Source organism: Bacillus sp. FSL K6-3459 (genome assembly GCF_038003305.1).
Classification (GTDB): Bacteria; Bacillota; Bacilli; order Bacillales; family Bacillaceae; genus Bacillus; species Bacillus pumilus_O.
Genome location: NZ_JBBOOW010000001.1, coordinates 161662 through 179784, shown reverse-complemented (window position 1 = coordinate 179784; position 18123 = coordinate 161662). Strand labels below are relative to the sequence as shown.

Sequence of the window (18123 nt, the reverse complement as noted above, 5' to 3'; positions counted from 1 at the left end):
ATTCGATGTTAAAAGCACTGTTCCCCGCTGCTTTGGTTTTAGCACTGCTCACCTCTTCTATTCCAACGGAGAAGGTAAGCTCTGCCCCTCTTCCAACTGCAAAACAAATGGTACAAAACATGTCTTTGGATGAAAAGATAGGCCAAATGCTCATGCCAGACTTTCGTAATTGGCAAACAAAAGATGAATCCGCACCTACAGGCTTCACTAAGATGAATAAAGAAGTATCACACCTTGTAGAAAAATATCATCTAGGCGGTGTCATTTTATTTGCTGAGAATGTTGTTGATACGAAACAAACCGTCAAACTAACCCATGAATTTCAAAAAGCATCACCAAAGATTCCATTACTCATTTCAATTGATCAAGAAGGTGGAATCGTCACAAGATTACAAAAGGGAACACATTTCCCAGGAAATATGTCGATTGGTGCCTCTAGAAGCAAGAAAAATGCATACGACACAGGGAAAATCATCGGTAAAGAATTAAACGCACTAGGGATCAATACAAACTTCTCTCCTGTGCTAGATGTGAATAATAACCCAAACAACCCTGTCATTGGTGTCCGTTCCTTTAGCTCTGATCCTACTCTTGTCACAAGGCTTGGTCTTCAAACCATGAAGGGACTTCAAAAGGAGAAGACGATTTCGACACTCAAGCATTTCCCGGGACATGGTGATACAGCAGTCGATAGTCACTACGGCTTGCCGCTCGTGGAACATGATCTAGATCGTCTAAAAAAAGTGGAGCTGTATCCGTTTCATCAAGCGATCAACGCTGGTGCGGATATGGTCATGACCGCTCATGTTCAATTTCCTGCTATTGATGATACAACGTATAAAAGCAAAAAAGATGGCGAGGACATTATGGTTCCAGCAACCTTATCGAAAAAAGTCATCACAAATTTATTAAAAGAAGAGATGGGCTTTCAAGGAGTTGTCGTAACAGACGCCCTAAACATGAAAGCGATTGCAGATAACTTCGGACAGGAGGAAGCTGTAGTGATGGCCATTAAGGCTGGCGTCGACATCGCCCTCATGCCAGCACCAGTCACCTCTCTTAAAACAGAGAAAAATCTTGAGAATGTGTTCAATGCGGTAAAACAGGCAATTGTAAAAAAAGAAATCCCGATGTCTCAAATCAACGAATCTGTTGAAAAAATTCTTCAATTGAAGATCAAACGTGACATCATCTCTTCAAAAAAACCTATGACCCTTGAGAAAAAAATCAAAAAAGCCACTCAAGTCGTTGGGAAAAAATCGCACCGGAAAGCAGAACAAAAAATGGCACGTGAAGGGATCACCCTGCTTAAAAACAACAATAAGACCCTACCCTTCAAACCTAAAAAGAATGACAAGATCTTGGTCATGGCACCTTACGAAGATCAGACAAAAGCCATGTCTGTCACAATTGACTCTCTGATTAAACAAAAAAAGATCAAGCCTGTACGTATCCAATCATATGCTTTTGCGGATAAGTTCTTCAACAAAGAAACAGCCAAACTCATACAAGACGCTGACTATGTGATTACAGGGTCTTACGTTGTACAAAATGACCCAGCTGTGAATGATGGTGTGATTGATGACAACGTACAGGACCCGAAAAAATGGGCGACTGCTTTCCCACGTGCTGTCATGAAAGAAGCTGCAGCACAAAACAAAAAAATGGTCGTCATGAGCCTAAGAAATCCTTACGATGCAGCAAATTTTGAGGAGGCAGATGCCTTACTAGCTGTTTACGGTTTTAAAGGCTACTCAAACGGACAATTCAACCAGCCAAATATACCTGCTGGATTAGAAGTCATATTTGGCACTGCATCACCTAAAGGCAAACTGCCTGTAGATATCCCATCTGTCACTCATCAAAATCAAATCCTGTATCCATTCGGCTATGGACTTAACTTGAAAGGGAAACAGTTCAAATAGGAGGGATTCTCTTGAAAAAAACAGCAAGCTTGATACTCGCAAGCATTCTCATGATGAGCACATTGACCGCCGCCTCCCCCGCAAACCAAGAACGAACAGATACAAAAGGAAAAAAAGCGACAGTCAAAACAGGGATCGAAACACTACTCTCAGGCAGCCTTTCATGGTTAAAAGGGAAAAGGGTCGGCCTCATTACGAATCCAACTGGTATTGATGCAAATATGAAAAGCAGTGTCGATCTTCTATTTGAGCATCCAAATATCAAACTTACTGCTCTTTATGGGCCTGAACATGGTGTGCGCGGCGATGCACAAGCAGGAGAAGGGGTCGAATCCTATACCGATGAAAAAACAGGTCTTCCTGTTTACTCTCTCTATGGAAAAACAAGAAAACCAACGCCTGACATGCTCAAAAATGTAGACGTCTTGCTGTTTGATATCCAAGATGTCGGCGCTCGTTATTACACCTATATTTACACGATGGCCTATGCAATGGAGGCAGCTAAAGAAAACAACATTCCATTTGTTGTCCTAGACCGTCCAAATCCTATCGGCGGACTAAAAGTAGAAGGTCCTGTCTTAGAACCTGAACACGCTTCATTTGTGGGACTCTATCCAATACCATTAAGACATGGGATGACAACTGGTGAACTAGCAAAATTCTTTAACAAAGAGTTTCATATCAATGCTGATGTCACAGTCATCAAAATGAAACATTGGAAGCGTTCCATGACGTTTGATGACACGAAGCTGCCGTTCGTCCTTCCTTCGCCTAACATGCCGACAGTGGATAGTACCTTTGTATATCCCGCCACAGGATTAATTGAAGGGACAAATGTCTCTGAAGGCAGAGGAACAACAAAACCGTTCGAGCTCATTGGCGCTCCATATATCAATAGCAATGAACTAGCAGATCATTTAAATCAATTAAAACTAAAGGGTGTGAAATTTAGACCCGTATCATTCACCCCCACTTTTTCTAAACATGCAGGGAAACTATCACACGGTGTGCAGCTATACGTCACAGACCGCTCTTCATTCGAAGCGGTAAAAACAGGTTTATCCATCATCAAAGCCATACATGATTTATATCCAAAAGACTTTGAATTCCTTCAAACAGGAAGCTTTGATAAACTCATCGGGAATGGTTGGATCAAAGAAGAAATCAATCAAGGTACTTCCGTCAAACACATCATGAAGCGCTATCATCACGACCTCAAATCGTTCGAAAAGAAACGGAAGAAATATCTAATCTATTAATTCGCAAAAAGACCTCCATCTCATAGAATGGAGGTCTTTTCATGTTAAAGATTTAGTCACAGCTGGTGCTTTCAGCTCAAAACGATTGAGTAAGTAACCAAACAAGGCAGCAAGTACTTGCTGAAACAGCATACCAATCACAACAGGGACAGCAACAGCAGGCGGGAAAAAGCTAATAGCAAGTACAGCTCCGGCACTAATATTTCTCATGCCGCCCGTATACACAATGGCGACAATCTCCCCTTGAGTACATTTCATCACCTTTCCAATCCACCACGCAAATGCATACCCACTCATCGCAATGAAAAACACAGTCGCTGCTTTGCTAAAAAATGCAGCATCCAATTCACGCAAATAGGGTGCGACAACAGAACTGTTAATCGATACGACAACAAACAAGCCTAATTTTGAAAAAGGAGCCAAGGTCTGGCTCATTGCTCTTGTCACCGATGGCTTTGCATACTGACGAACGAGCATCCCTAAAATAGAGGGCAGCACCACCATACCGAAAAGCCCTTTCATGATTGCCACCATGTCCATATGGACCTGTGTACCGACGAAGAGTGACAAACTTACTGGCACAATCAATGGCGAAAGCAATGTATCTATTAAAATGATAGATAACGTTAATCCAACATTTCCTTTATACATTGCCGCCCATATTAAACTAGACACACCTGTCGGAATCACCATCGCAAGCGTCAAACCGGTAATCGTCATAGAATCACCCGCAAATATCAAATGCCCCGCTGACCAAGCATACAGAGGCATCAACACATGCAAAATCATAAACGATAAAATCAAAGGCAATGGATGCATCACCGTATGTTTTAAAGCTGAAAAAGTAGACGACAAGCTCCCTGAAAATGTCATAATGGCAAATACCCAAGGTACCATAAACGTAAAATCCTTTAAATAAGCCGCCAATAAAACACCAAGTAATACACTAATAGGCGTAATAAATGGCATCATACGGCCGAGCACTTGGTTCAAACGCACAAGCATGCCGGCCACCTCCATCCTTCACTTTCTTACCTTTTCTATTGTAACAAACAGAAAGAACTTATGAAGAACCATTCACCTGTTTCACAAGATTTCGACTTTGTGTATCCATTCCAACTATGTCTACTTGTACGCCAGCTGCATGATACTTTTCCTTTACACGTTCTATCACTGGACATCGAACCGAATAAAGACAAACAAAAAAAGCCCCTACATAAAGGGGCTTTTGGTTTATTAACGTAATAATTGAAGTACGTTTTGTGGCTGTTGATTCGCTTGTGCAAGCATTGCTTGAGACGCTTGAGAAAGAATGTTGTTCTTCGTGAACTCACTCATTTCTTTCGCCATGTCAACGTCACGAATACGAGACTCAGCAGCAGTTAAGTTTTCAGCAGATGCACCCAAGTTGTTAATAGTGTGCTCTAGACGGTTTTGCACTGCACCAAGTTTTCCACGTTGAGCAGATACTTGGTTAATAGCTGCATCAATAATACTTAGTTGAGTATCAAAACCAACATCAGTAGCATCTGCTGCATTATCAGCAAATTTTCTAACATCGATGTCTTTCAAAGATTGATTTGCAACAATTCCATCAGCGTCTTTCACTCCTAATGCATCTGTGCTCATTTTTTCAATATTAACTGAAATTTGTTGAGTTGCATTAGCACCGATTTGGAATACCAAATCTTCACCAGTTGCCGGGACTGCAGGTGTACCTGTATCAGGATCATCTGGATCTGTCGGTGGAATTGCTGGAGTTCCCGGAGTTCCTGCTTTAAATGTACCATCTAATAATTTCTTACCGTTAAACTCTGTACGGTTTGAGATACCGTCTACTTCTTCTTGTAGAGCTTTAATCTCATCTTGAATAGATTGAAGGTCAGACTCTTTATCCTGTGTACCAGTATTTCCTGCTTGAACGACTAGTTCACGAACACGTTGAAGGATTGAGTGAGTTTCAGTCAATGCACCTTCAGCTGTTTGGATAAGAGAGATACCGTCCTGTGCGTTTTTAGATGCCATTTCTAATCCGCGGATTTGTCCACGCATTTTTTCAGAGATTGCAAGACCTGCTGCGTCATCTCCTGCACGGTTGATCTTAAGACCAGAAGAAAGCTTCTCCATGTTCTTTTGGCTCGCACCGTTGTTTGCAGACAAACGGTTTAAAGTGTTAAGTGCTGCGATATTGTGGTTAATTCTCATTTCCTATTACCTCCATGTAATTTTTTTCGAGAGCTTATCTGTAAGTCCATTTGGATGAAAAGCTCTTCCTTAGAATTTCCGATTTCTAAGGCATGTGTATAGTAGTAATGCAGAGCACCTTTTGGCTCTCTAACTTCACTACCATATGTAACACCAGTTATGGCAATAATCATGAAATCTCCTTCTATTAATGCTCACCATAACAAAGAGTATTGTGTTACCTACTATAGACAGGCTTACCACATATTTTAGTTTGTGGAATTTGTTGATTTCACAAATTAGACACATTTAACAAGCATATAAGGAAGATAAAATTCAATACACTGCGTTTGATGGAGTAAAGTAAAAATGACATATTACGAAAACAGGATGAGAAACATGATTAGTGTAAAACCGTGTGGAAACAACACTTTTCGTATACCCTAGAATCACTCGATAAAGTAACAGAGAAAAGAAGAATAATGAAAGTTGCGACTGCAAAAGAATTGCAGCTTCACAGATTTTCACACGTTGAAAAATAAACATCAAAAAGCCCCTGTTCTCTATGGTCAGGGGCTTTCTTTCAATTTTTCAATGCTTTTCTTTTGTCTTCGTTCCATTCAATCTCTTATGTGGCACAACGTTGGCCACTGGAATTCCTTGCTAATTGATCAGCTGACGAATTAGCATTGTACGTTCTCAACTGCCTTTTCAAATTTAAATACATGGTGGATTGATTCGAAAAAAGGCACGATATTAAGAAAATTCATTTGCATGATATGCGTCTTACTCATACTACTATGCTAATAAATCAAATCGGCATATACCTGGCTATCTCTCAGCGTTCAGGTCATGCAGATGTTAAAACAACTCTTAATCCGTTTAAACATACGATCAGAGAAGCAAATACTTTAGTGGTCTCAAAGCAAATAAAAAAAGGCATAAAAAAAAGCCTTCTCATCATCGAGAAACCCTGTCAGATCAACATTTAGAGGAAAGCTTCCAAGCGGGCTCGAACCGCTGACCTCTTCCTTACCATGGAAGTGCTCTACCTACTGAGCTATGGAAGCATGGCTCCGCAGGTAGGACTCGAACCTACGACCGATCGGTTAACAGCCGATAGCTCTACCACTGAGCTACTGCGGAATGATAAAGTAACTTCTTCCATTGGAAGGATATAAACAAAAAGCTTGGCGGCGTCCTACTCTCACAGGGGGAGACCCCCAACTACCATCGGCGCTGAAGAGCTTAACTTCCGTGTTCGGTATGGGAACGGGTGTGACCTCTTCGCTATCGCCACCAAACCTGATGGAGAGAATGTTCTCTCAAAACTAGATAACAATGTTCAAACTTCACAATAGAATATAGGTTAAGTCCTCGATCTATTAGTATCTGTCAGCTCCACGTGTCACCACGCTTCCACCTCAGACCTATCAACCTGATCATCTTTCAGGGATCTTACTTCCTTGCGGAATGGGAAATCTCATCTTGAGGGGGGCTTCATGCTTAGATGCTTTCAGCACTTATCCCGTCCGCACATAGCTACCCAGCGATGCCCTTGGCAGAACAACTGGTACACCAGCGGTGCGTCCATCCCGGTCCTCTCGTACTAAGGACAGCTCCTCTCAAATTTCCTGCGCCCGCGACGGATAGGGACCGAACTGTCTCACGACGTTCTGAACCCAGCTCGCGTACCGCTTTAATGGGCGAACAGCCCAACCCTTGGGACCGACTACAGCCCCAGGATGCGATGAGCCGACATCGAGGTGCCAAACCTCCCCGTCGATGTGGACTCTTGGGGGAGATAAGCCTGTTATCCCCGGGGTAGCTTTTATCCGTTGAGCGATGGCCCTTCCATGCGGAACCACCGGATCACTAAGCCCGACTTTCGTCCCTGCTCGACTTGTAGGTCTCGCAGTCAAGCTCCCTTGTGCCTTTACACTCTGCGAATGATTTCCAACCATTCTGAGGGAACCTTTGGGCGCCTCCGTTACATTTTAGGAGGCGACCGCCCCAGTCAAACTGCCCACCTGACACTGTCTCCCTGCCCGATAAGGGCAGCGGGTTAGAAGGTCAATACAGCCAGGGTAGTATCCCACCGATGCCTCCACCGAAGCTAGCGCTCCGGTTTCCAAGGCTCCTACCTATCCTGTACAAGCTGTACCAACATTCAATATCAGGCTGCAGTAAAGCTCCACGGGGTCTTTCCGTCCTGTCGCGGGTAACCTGCATCTTCACAGGTACTATAATTTCACCGAGTCTCTCGTTGAGACAGTGCCCAGATCGTTGCGCCTTTCGTGCGGGTCGGAACTTACCCGACAAGGAATTTCGCTACCTTAGGACCGTTATAGTTACGGCCGCCGTTTACTGGGGCTTCAATTCGCACCTTCGCTTACGCTAAGCGCTCCTCTTAACCTTCCAGCACCGGGCAGGCGTCAGCCCCTATACTTCGCCTTACGGCTTCGCAGAGACCTGTGTTTTTGCTAAACAGTCGCCTGGGCCTATTCACTGCGGCTTCTCGGGGCTTTAACACCCTAAGAAGCACCCCTTCTCCCGAAGTTACGGGGTCATTTTGCCGAGTTCCTTAACGAGAGTTCTCTCGATCACCTTAGGATTCTCTCCTCGCCTACCTGTGTCGGTTTGCGGTACGGGCACCTCTCACCTCGCTAGAGGCTTTTCTTGGCAGTGTGGAATCAGGAACTTCGCTACTAAATTTCGCTCGCCATCACAGCTCAGCCTTCACGGGAAACGGATTTGCCTATTTCCCAGCCTAACTGCTTGGACGCGGATATCCAATACCGCGCTTACCCTATCCTCCTGCGTCCCCCCATTGCTCAAATGGTGAGGAGGTGGTACAGGAATATCAACCTGTTGTCCATCGCCTACGCCTTTCGGCCTCGGCTTAGGTCCCGACTAACCCTGAGCGGACGAGCCTTCCTCAGGAAACCTTAGGCATTCGGTGGACGGGATTCTCACCCGTCTTTCGCTACTCATACCGGCATTCTCACTTCTAAGCGCTCCACCAGTCCTTCCGGTCTGACTTCACAGCACTTAGAACGCTCTCCTACCACTGTTCGTTAGAACAGTCCGCAGCTTCGGTGATACGTTTAGCCCCGGTACATTTTCGGCGCAGAGTCACTCGACCAGTGAGCTATTACGCACTCTTTAAATGGTGGCTGCTTCTAAGCCAACATCCTGGTTGTCTAAGCAACTCCACATCCTTTTCCACTTAACGTATACTTTGGGACCTTAGCTGGCGGTCTGGGCTGTTTCCCTTTCGACTACGGATCTTATCACTCGCAGTCTGACTCCCAAGGATAAGTCATCGGCATTCGGAGTTTGACTGAATTCGGTAACCCGGTAGGGGCCCCTAGTCCAATCAGTGCTCTACCTCCGAGACTCTTACCTTGAGGCTAGCCCTAAAGCTATTTCGGAGAGAACCAGCTATCTCCAGGTTCGATTGGCATTTCACCCCTACCCACACCTCATCCCCGCACTTTTCAACGTGCGTGGGTTCGGGCCTCCATTCAGTGTTACCTGAACTTCACCCTGGACATGGGTAGATCACCTGGTTTCGGGTCTACGACCACGTACTCATGCGCCCTATTCAGACTCGCTTTCGCTGCGGCTCCGCATCTTCTGCTTAACCTTGCACGGGATCGTAACTCGCCGGTTCATTCTACAAAAGGCACGCCATCACCCTTTAACGGGCTCTGACTACTTGTAGGCACACGGTTTCAGGATCTATTTCACTCCCCTTCCGGGGTGCTTTTCACCTTTCCCTCACGGTACTGGTTCACTATCGGTCACTAGGGAGTATTTAGCCTTGGGAGATGGTCCTCCCGGATTCCGACGGAATTTCACGTGTTCCGCCGTACTCAGGATCCACTCTGGAGAGAACAACATTTCAGTTACAGGGCTGTTACCTTCTTTGGCGGGCCTTTCCAGACCTCTTCGCTTATATCGTTCCTTTGTAACTCCGTATAGAGTGTCCTACAACCCCAAGAGGCAAGCCTCTTGGTTTGGGCTGTTCCCGTTTCGCTCGCCGCTACTCAGGGAATCGCATTTGCTTTCTCTTCCTCCGGGTACTTAGATGTTTCAGTTCCCCGGGTATGCCTTCTCATACTCTATGTATTCAAGTATGGATACTACTCCATTACGAGCAGTGGGTTTCCCCATTCGGAAATCTCCGGATCAAAGCTTGCTTACAGCTCCCCGAAGCATATCGGTGTTCGTCCCGTCCTTCATCGGCTCCTAGTGCCAAGGCATCCACCGTGCGCCCTTTCTAACTTAACCATTTCTTACTTTAGAAAGAATCACTATGTGTGATGAACTTTGCATTGCATTCAATGTGAATGTATTACTTATTGTTATCTAGTTTTCAAAGAACAATCCTGTCTCGCTAGAGACATGTTTTGAAGGAATGATCCTTCAAAACTAAACAAGACCAAAACGCACGCTGCTCCATATATCCTTAGAAAGGAGGTGATCCAGCCGCACCTTCCGATACGGCTACCTTGTTACGACTTCACCCCAATCATCTGTCCCACCTTCGGCGGCTGGCTCCATAAAGGTTACCTCACCGACTTCGGGTGTTACAAACTCTCGTGGTGTGACGGGCGGTGTGTACAAGGCCCGGGAACGTATTCACCGCGGCATGCTGATCCGCGATTACTAGCGATTCCAGCTTCACGCAGTCGAGTTGCAGACTGCGATCCGAACTGAGAACAGATTTATGGGATTGGCTAAACCTTGCGGTCTCGCAGCCCTTTGTTCTGTCCATTGTAGCACGTGTGTAGCCCAGGTCATAAGGGGCATGATGATTTGACGTCATCCCCACCTTCCTCCGGTTTGTCACCGGCAGTCACCTTAGAGTGCCCAACTAAATGCTGGCAACTAAGATCAAGGGTTGCGCTCGTTGCGGGACTTAACCCAACATCTCACGACACGAGCTGACGACAACCATGCACCACCTGTCACTCTGTCCCCGAAGGGAAAGCCCTATCTCTAGGGTTGTCAGAGGATGTCAAGACCTGGTAAGGTTCTTCGCGTTGCTTCGAATTAAACCACATGCTCCACCGCTTGTGCGGGCCCCCGTCAATTCCTTTGAGTTTCAGTCTTGCGACCGTACTCCCCAGGCGGAGTGCTTAATGCGTTAGCTGCAGCACTAAGGGGCGGAAACCCCCTAACACTTAGCACTCATCGTTTACGGCGTGGACTACCAGGGTATCTAATCCTGTTCGCTCCCCACGCTTTCGCTCCTCAGCGTCAGTTACAGACCAGAGAGTCGCCTTCGCCACTGGTGTTCCTCCACATCTCTACGCATTTCACCGCTACACGTGGAATTCCACTCTCCTCTTCTGCACTCAAGTTTCCCAGTTTCCAATGACCCTCCCCGGTTGAGCCGGGGGCTTTCACATCAGACTTAAGAAACCGCCTGCGAGCCCTTTACGCCCAATAATTCCGGACAACGCTTGCCACCTACGTATTACCGCGGCTGCTGGCACGTAGTTAGCCGTGGCTTTCTGGTTAGGTACCGTCAAGGTGCGAGCAGTTACTCTCGCACTTGTTCTTCCCTAACAACAGAGCTTTACGATCCGAAAACCTTCATCACTCACGCGGCGTTGCTCCGTCAGACTTTCGTCCATTGCGGAAGATTCCCTACTGCTGCCTCCCGTAGGAGTCTGGGCCGTGTCTCAGTCCCAGTGTGGCCGATCACCCTCTCAGGTCGGCTACGCATCGTCGCCTTGGTGAGCCATTACCCCACCAACTAGCTAATGCGCCGCGGGTCCATCTGTAAGTGACAGCCGAAACCGTCTTTCATCCTTGAACCATGCGGTTCAAGGAACTATCCGGTATTAGCTCCGGTTTCCCGGAGTTATCCCAGTCTTACAGGCAGGTTACCCACGTGTTACTCACCCGTCCGCCGCTAACATCCGGGAGCAAGCTCCCTTCTGTTCGCTCGACTTGCATGTATTAGGCACGCCGCCAGCGTTCGTCCTGAGCCAGGATCAAACTCTCCGAAAAAGTACAAAACCGAAGTTTTGTTTTTCGTCAGCGTTTGACTGACTACCTATGAAACATCATAGGATTTTTTTATAAAAACTCGAATTAACAGGTACGTTTTGTCTTGTTTAGTTTTCAAAGATCATCTTCGCCGTTCTTAGCGGCTTTAATAATATAACATTTCGCTTCATCTTATGTCAACAACTTTTTTCAAGTTTATTTCCCGAAGCGTTTTTGTGTTTGTCACTGTGTGTCAGCGACGATTAATAATATATCACGAAAACATTCTATTGGTCAACGCCTTTTCAAAACTTTTTTTGAAATAGTTTTATTGTGCATCTCAAACCCTTGTCCTGCATACAATCAATTAACAATCTCGGACAAGGCAGGAGTGTTTGAATTGAGTCGATTATATGTGTTGCCTATTAAACGGCTGAAGCAAGTTGTCGTTATTCTTGTAGCAGCCCTAGCAGCTGCAACCTTTTTTTATGTACAAAAGGCGCCGCCGCTGTCGGTATTTAAAACAGAACACGGACCCCGAGCCATTTATAAAGGCGAGACTTCCTCAAAACATGTCTCCCTCACTTTTAATATCGGCTGGGGAGATGAGAAGGCTGTGCCTATTTTAAATGTCCTTCGAGAGTACGATATAAAGAACGCTACTTTTTTTCTGTCTGCTTCTTGGGCTGAGCGTCATCCGGATATCGTCAAACAAATTAGAGAGGACGGCCACCAAATTGGCAGCCTTGGCTATGCTTATAAAAATTATAGCCAGCTTGAAGATAGTGAAATCAAGCAAGATCTTGTCCGGGCACAAAATTCATTTCAAAAGCTTGGGCTAGATGACATTCAACTATTAAGACCACCAACTGGGCAATTTAACGAAAAAGCATTGAAAATTGCCACACAATACGGATATACCGTTGTCCATTACAGCGTCAATTCACAGGATTGGCTGAATCCAGGCGTCGATCAGATTGTTCAAAATGTAAATGATCGAATGAAAAGCGGAGACATTGTTCTCCTACATGCCTCAGATTCAGCAACCCAAACCGCTCAAGCCTTACCAGCTATTTTGAAACAAATCAAAGAGAAGAATTTAAAAAATGTAACGGTTGGCGAATTGATCTCCAATACCAAAACAAGGTCATCGGAAGTTAAGTAGCTTTCGCCTTTGAAAACCGAGGCATAGCTAATAACTGAAACGCATTACAGCCTAATAACGGGAATAGCATTAAATACAGCCAGTCCTCTTCATTGACTCTGAGCGCTGGGAACCATTCTAGCGACGTGATGACAACCATGAGAAACATTGCGGAAACAAATGTTTTCTTAGAGGACTGCTGCTGTTTAAAGTAAGCCACGATCAATGCGAACACTCCGATAAAGACAGGCAGCCATACATACGGAAGAAATGATTCATTCTCCCCGAAAAACAAAAATCGCAAGTAAGCTAAATCAAACAGCACAAAGATCACCAGAAACAGTTGAATGGTATTCCATAAAGAATGTGACCGGAATATCTCTAGGGCAAATCGGTGCACCGTCAAAAAGACAACAAACCCCATCTGGCTAATGACACTAAAAATCATCCCCACACCAATGAACCAAAACAACACAGATGCGATTTCTAGTATTTCAAACGATATAAAAAGCTTCTGATATTTTCCCCACTCCAGCGCAAAGCCTACCACGCTTGTAATGACCGCTCCAACAGCTAGCACAGAGAAGAAAAAACGAACTAAATCCCGACTTTTCATTGAATTGATCCAACCCCTATTTTTGTTATGTATAAATTTACGTGAAACATTCATATTAAAAGTAAGACATGTAACGAAAGGAGCCACAGTATGTCAAAAGGCATCTTGCGTATAATGAGCTGTTTTCTCCTTTTATCTCTAACAGCTTGTGCTCCCAAAACCCAATCCTCATCTAATATGGACTATGACGAAACAAAGAAAATGGTCGTCGATATATTGAAGACAGATGACGGTAAAAAGGCCATTCAACAGTTATTAAATGACGAGGCAATGAATGAAGCTTTGGTAATGGATGAACAAACTGTGAAAAAAACGATAGAGAAAACACTGACTTCTGATAAAGGCAAAGAGTTCTGGAAGAAGGTCTTTGAGGATTCTAAATTTGCCGAGACTTTCGCAAAATCCATGCAGCAACAGCATGAAAAGATGTTAAAACAGTTAATGAAGGACCCTGACTATCAGCAATTGATGATGGATATTCTCAAGGATCCTGAAATGGAAAAGAAATACGGTGAACTGATAAAAAGTAAAGAGTTCAGAAAGCATTTAGAAAAAGTGATTACGGAAACATTAAGCAGTCCTCTTTATAAGAAGAAATTCGAAGATGAGCTTAAAAAAGCAGCATCTGAAAGCAATGATTCCGGATCAAAAGGCAGCGAAGAAAGCGGCAGTTAAACATTGCCCGAGTGGACATACATCCGCTCGGGCTTTCATTATGCTTTTACTGCTAATTGTTCAATAACTTTATTCGCAATGTGTTGATACACTTCTCCCGTCGGATGACTCGCATCATAGACAGATGGAGCAAAATCATCTTCATTCCAGTCAGGCTGCCTTAAAGGAATTTGACCAAGGACCGATACTCGCAGTTCTTCCGCTAGCTTGTCCCCGCCCCCTTTTCCAAAGACATATTCTTTTTCACCTGTTTTTTTGCTTTCATAATAGCTCATATTCTCAACGACCCCTAGCACTTCGTGATCTGTTTGAAGTGCCATTGCGCCTGCTCTAGCAGCAACGAAGGCAGCTGTAGGATGCGGTGTTGTGACAATGATTTCTTTACAGCTTGGAAGCATTGTATGAATATCAAGCGCCACATCTCCCGTTCCAGGCGGAAGGTCTAATAGTAAGTAATCTAATTCTCCCCACTCTACTTCGTGGAAGAAGTTATTTAGCATTTTACCAAGCATCGGTCCTCTCCAAATGACCGGTGCATTTTCTTCAACAAAAAAGCCCATTGAAATCACTTTGACACCAAAGCGTTCCACAGGAATAATTTTTTCCCCTTTAACCGTTGGTCTGACGGTGATTCCCATCATATCCGGTACACTAAAGCCATAAATATCTGCATCAATCAGTCCGACTTTTTTTCCTAGACGAGCCAGTGCTACAGCAAGGTTCACAGACACGGTGGATTTCCCAACGCCTCCCTTTCCACTCGCAATCGCAAGGAATTCAGGCGGATTTTTAGAATTGAGTAGGTTTTCTTCCTCATCTTGTGACGGCATAAACCTTTCAAGAGTTTCCTGAGGCAGTTCTTCAAAACGAAGTCCTACTGTGTTAGCACCCTCTGCTTTCAAGGCTTGTACGATGTCTTGCTGCAGCTTCATCTGCTCAGCAGTGCCCGTTTTGGCAATAGCCACCTTTAAGCTCACATGTTCTTTTTCAGGCTTTAGGCTGATTTCCTTGATGGCATCCAGCTCACCAAGCGGTATATGAAGGAAAGGTTCGTCCATCTTCCCAACTAGTTTTCTCACATCATCTTGTCCGATCATAGCAGAACCTCACCCTTTATTGAATTCGTTTACAATCCAAGTATATCATACATATCCTTACAATGTCTGTCCTGTTTGCCTGCGTTCAAAAGGAAAAAGCCCCTTATTCAGGTGGCTCTTTTTGCTCTGTCAAATATCTTAAAATGCCTTTATAAATGGAGGCAGCAATTTGATCTTGATATTTAGGTGTTGCTAGCTGACTGGCCTCTCTCGGATTGGAGAGAAATCCAATCTCCACTAGAGCTCCTGGCTTCGTCACATTTTGCATTAAATAAATGCCATTGATCCGCTTCGCCTTTCGATCTGTGTTTTCAAGATTATTGCGCAATTCATCTTGAATGAACTTCGCTGCCTTTTCATTCTCTTCATATTTCCCGTAAAAAAACGTCTGTGCGCCGCTCCATTTGTTCGATGGGATCGCATTTAAATGAATACTTAGATAGAAATCCGCTTCAGACTCATTGATAGCTTTTACACGGTTTCTTAAATCCTCCGCTTTCTTCCGCGCATATCCCTTTGTGTTCTTTGATGATAAATCAGAATCATCCTCGCGGGTCATAAGAACAAGTGCTCCCTGCTCCTGTAAATAGTCACGTATCTTCATGGATACATCCAGCGCAATCTCTTTTTCAAGCAACTCTCCTCCTACAGCCCCGCCATCTGGACCGCCATGACCCGGATCTAAATAGATGATCTTGCCGCTCAAAGGCAAATTCCACGATTTCCACGAATCATCATTTAGAAATTGAAACCTGAATAAGAATAAGAGGACAATAAACCCGATTAAAAACCCTGTCCATTTCAGCTTTCTTTTCATCCCTGTCCCTCCCATACACCATTATTTTATAGATATGGGACAAGGGCTGGAAATATGCTTAGTGCAGCCGAAGCTTATGCCTTTTTTCTGATTCTCGAAAGCCTTCCTGCCACCACATGCTTAAAAAATCCTTCGCAAATGGATACAGGCACGACATCTTCCGCTCCATTCGGAACATATTCCCCCACGACTGCAAACACCCTGCTAGCTCCTCAACTAGTTCATCTTCTTCATAAACTGACCGCTTCTTTATATCATCGAATGATTCACCATACTTACTCGACTCACCGTATCTCCCACCTGCTAAAAAAGCCTCAATGGCGAAATCAATACAGCCATCACTCATAATCCCAGCTGGATCATCTGCAAAAGGGAACAGCTTCTTCGTGAATTTCTCGGAAGCATCCGTCACCTGTTGAAGAGACAATGTACGCAACAGCTTCTTTTCAAGCGTGACATCTCGTTTTGTTTTCAATTGATAAAATGAAAGAACCTCTGCCATGGACTGAACTCCTTTTTTCTTTGTATTGTTCGTTGGTTTGAACAAAACATGCAGTTCAGTAAATGGAAATCAATGAGCTAACGGATTGGAAAATTGTGATAAAATGAACATTTATATATAGAAAGAATAGAAAAGGGGCAAAATTCATGAAGAAGTGGATATATATCCTATTGCTACTAACAGTCGTCTTATCTGGATGCGGCAGTCAAGCGACAGAGCAGAAGAGCGACATAAAAGGAATAGAAGACATATCATTAAAACAGCTCTCCAAACACAAAAATTCTTATATTGGAGACAACGGAGCAATTGGCGCTATTTTATCAGATCTTCCAGGTAACGTGATTCGTGAGTATGAAATCGTAGATGAAAAAGAGCTAAAAGTGACGTATGGCTTGAAAAAAGATGCCAATGATATAGAAGAACAATTTGATACATTTTGGTTTGACAAGAAGGATAACATTGAAAAAAACTACTTATATAATGCATTGGCACTTTTTATTCTTATCAATAATGCTGAACAAGTGACACTCAAGATAAACTCTAACGACAAACAATCCGTCACATTTAAAAGACAAGAGCTAGAAAAAAAGCTCCCTCACTCCTTTAAAGAGTACCAAGACAATGTAGAGCTTTGGCAGAAGGAACTGGTTGATGGAGTTGTGAAGTCAAAAGAGAAACGGCAAGATGTATATAGAGTGTTTCCCATGCAGAAATAATAAAACAGAGGGGTGTCTCCCTCTGTTTTTTTGATGATTATTTAGTAAAAGCTTGAATTAATTGTTGTCGAAAGTTTTGATCCACTGCTACAGTAAGCATAAATTCATTGAATACTTCTCCTACCCAGTGAGAATGATTCGCTTTCGGATCATTGATAAAAAAAGAAATGGATATAGATGATGTATCTGTTTTTCGATATAAAGCACCTGTGAAAACAAACAATGTTGCTCCGCCTTTATACCAAAAATATTGATCTGTTTCCTTTTTCAATGTTTCTCCCAGTATGATTTGGCTAAAAAGACTCTTTTCTTCTGTTGTTAACAGCTCGTCATGAAGACGTTTCATAAAATGTGTATATTCATTGGTTGTAGACTTTGTCATTTTTTGCGTCAGTAATGATTGTATACGCCAGCTTAATAAGTTCTTTTTTTTCATTTTTTCTTCTAACGCCTTTTTATGCTCTGGGTCATTTTTCATGATATTAAAAATCTCATTCATTAGAGATTTGTATTGTTCTTCGGATACACCGCTCATTTTCTTGTATGCATCCTGCCGACGATCAGATACATAAGCGGACCACAAAAGCATTGGAGTCAGCGGTATGAGTTCATCATGTTCTGTAAGACCTGCTTGTTTCATCTGATCCTTGATCTTTTCTAAGCCCAGCCGGTCAATCAAATAATCTGTACAAGCATTCGAACTGAATTGCATCATCCCTTTGGCAACATCTAATAAAGTCGCATGCTCAGAAAAATCATTGACCTCCAGCCAGTACACGTGCGCACCACCGTCTGTTCTATCAATGTAAAACCGCTCTATATCAGGCAATGCCACTTTCTCCTCTAGCTTGATGCCCCCGCTGGATACAACCTTAACAAAATGAAATAAAACCACTAATTTAACCGTACTTGCAAGTGGTGTTTTTTGATCAGCATTCCATTCTAACACCACATCATCATTTTCAATGATTGTCACTGATACGTCCTTTTTGTTTTTTGTAACAAATGTCAAAAGGTCTTCCTTCGTTTTCTTCATATCTCTTTTATACAGCAAGACTTGAACCACAACGTAAAGTATGACCACACCTATGACTACTAGACCGATTTTGAGTAACATGTTTCTCCTTTCCAAATAACAGAGGATTTATATATTTAATATAACAAATATTTGAAATAAAGACA

Annotated in this window: 13 protein-coding genes, 2 tRNA genes and 3 rRNA genes; 5 read left to right on the top strand and 13 right to left on the bottom strand. The window is 43.7% G+C overall.

Features of this window, described 5'->3' with window-relative positions:
- Nucleotides 1-5 precede the first annotated feature (5 nt).
- Both MHI35_RS01020 and MHI35_RS01015 read left to right on the top strand, forming a co-directional pair.
- Nucleotides 6-1925: a glycoside hydrolase family 3 protein gene (locus MHI35_RS01020; RefSeq protein WP_335349347.1), complete on the top strand. Its 1920-nt coding sequence runs from the start codon at nt 6-8 to the stop codon at nt 1923-1925.
- Between the two features lie 11 nt (nt 1926-1936).
- Nucleotides 1937-3184, top strand: coding sequence for an exo-beta-N-acetylmuramidase NamZ family protein (locus MHI35_RS01015; protein ID WP_211063456.1), 1248 nt, complete (start codon nt 1937-1939; stop codon nt 3182-3184).
- 39 nt (nt 3185-3223) lie between these two features.
- On the opposite strand, the gene MHI35_RS01010 is transcribed toward MHI35_RS01015, so the two are convergent.
- From MHI35_RS01010 to MHI35_RS00975, 8 genes are all read right to left on the bottom strand, one after another.
- Nucleotides 3224-4189 carry a bile acid:sodium symporter family protein gene (locus tag MHI35_RS01010; protein WP_249407391.1) on the bottom strand — a complete coding sequence of 322 codons (966 nt, stop codon included), beginning with the start codon at nt 4187-4189 and terminating at the stop codon, nt 3224-3226.
- Between the two features lie 231 nt (nt 4190-4420).
- The gene (hag, locus tag MHI35_RS01005) at nt 4421-5389 is read right to left on the bottom strand and encodes a flagellin Hag (RefSeq protein ID WP_144522534.1); all 969 of its coding nucleotides are present in this window, start codon (nt 5387-5389) and stop codon (nt 4421-4423) included.
- On the bottom strand, nt 5386-5562 hold the full coding sequence (locus tag MHI35_RS01000; protein WP_186325059.1) for a hypothetical protein: 177 nt from the start codon (nt 5560-5562) through the stop codon (nt 5386-5388). Before MHI35_RS01000 ends, hag begins: the two co-directional genes overlap by 4 nt.
- A gap of 803 nt (nt 5563-6365) precedes the next feature.
- Nucleotides 6366-6438, bottom strand: a tRNA-Thr gene (locus tag MHI35_RS00995).
- A gap of 1 nt (nt 6439) precedes the next feature.
- Nucleotides 6440-6514 (bottom strand) — tRNA-Asn (locus tag MHI35_RS00990).
- A 42-nt stretch (nt 6515-6556) separates the two neighbouring features.
- Nucleotides 6557-6672, bottom strand: a 5S ribosomal RNA gene (rrf, locus tag MHI35_RS00985).
- A gap of 61 nt (nt 6673-6733) precedes the next feature.
- Nucleotides 6734-9664, bottom strand: a 23S ribosomal RNA gene (locus MHI35_RS00980).
- Nucleotides 9665-9846: 182 nt separating this feature from the next.
- Nucleotides 9847-11395, bottom strand: a 16S ribosomal RNA gene (locus MHI35_RS00975).
- Together the 16S, 23S and 5S rRNA genes with 2 tRNA genes alongside form the textbook arrangement of a ribosomal RNA operon.
- Before the next feature lie 379 nt (nt 11396-11774).
- Between MHI35_RS00975 and pdaB the strand changes: the two genes are divergently transcribed.
- Complete coding sequence (gene pdaB / locus MHI35_RS00970; RefSeq protein WP_144523129.1) at nt 11775-12539, top strand: polysaccharide deacetylase family sporulation protein PdaB; 765 nt, start codon at nt 11775-11777, stop codon at nt 12537-12539.
- On the opposite strand, the gene kbaA is transcribed toward pdaB, so the two are convergent.
- A complete protein-coding gene (gene kbaA / locus MHI35_RS00965) occupies nt 12532-13134 on the bottom strand; it encodes a KinB-signaling pathway activation protein (RefSeq protein WP_144523130.1) in 603 nt (200 codons plus the stop codon). The genes pdaB and kbaA overlap by 8 nt on opposite strands.
- Nucleotides 13135-13224: 90 nt before the next feature.
- On the opposite strand from kbaA, the gene gerD reads away from it, so the two are divergent.
- Nucleotides 13225-13809 (top strand): spore germination lipoprotein GerD, encoded by a 585-nt coding sequence (gene gerD / locus MHI35_RS00960; protein ID WP_144523131.1) that lies wholly within the window; start codon nt 13225-13227, stop codon nt 13807-13809.
- Nucleotides 13810-13847: 38 nt separating this feature from the next.
- Here gerD and MHI35_RS00955 read toward each other — a convergent pair whose 3' ends face one another.
- The 3 genes from MHI35_RS00955 to MHI35_RS00945 form a co-directional block, all read right to left on the bottom strand.
- The gene (locus MHI35_RS00955; protein WP_058015818.1) at nt 13848-14906 is read right to left on the bottom strand and encodes an Mrp/NBP35 family ATP-binding protein; all 1059 of its coding nucleotides are present in this window, start codon (nt 14904-14906) and stop codon (nt 13848-13850) included.
- A gap of 103 nt (nt 14907-15009) precedes the next feature.
- Entirely contained in the window at nt 15010-15723 is a 714-nt protein-coding gene (cwlD, locus tag MHI35_RS00950; protein ID WP_144523132.1) for an N-acetylmuramoyl-L-alanine amidase CwlD, read from the bottom strand.
- Between the two features lie 58 nt (nt 15724-15781).
- Nucleotides 15782-16225, bottom strand: coding sequence for a YbaK family protein (locus tag MHI35_RS00945; protein ID WP_144523133.1), 444 nt, complete (start codon nt 16223-16225; stop codon nt 15782-15784).
- Between the two features lie 146 nt (nt 16226-16371).
- On the opposite strand from MHI35_RS00945, the gene MHI35_RS00940 reads away from it, so the two are divergent.
- Nucleotides 16372-16941 carry a DUF4825 domain-containing protein gene (locus tag MHI35_RS00940; RefSeq protein ID WP_211064362.1) on the top strand — a complete coding sequence of 190 codons (570 nt, stop codon included), beginning with the start codon at nt 16372-16374 and terminating at the stop codon, nt 16939-16941.
- 37 nt (nt 16942-16978) lie between these two features.
- Here MHI35_RS00940 and MHI35_RS00935 read toward each other — a convergent pair whose 3' ends face one another.
- Nucleotides 16979-18058: a serine hydrolase gene (locus MHI35_RS00935; protein WP_249407497.1), complete on the bottom strand. Its 1080-nt coding sequence runs from the start codon at nt 18056-18058 to the stop codon at nt 16979-16981.
- Nucleotides 18059-18123: the final 65 nt, after the last annotated feature.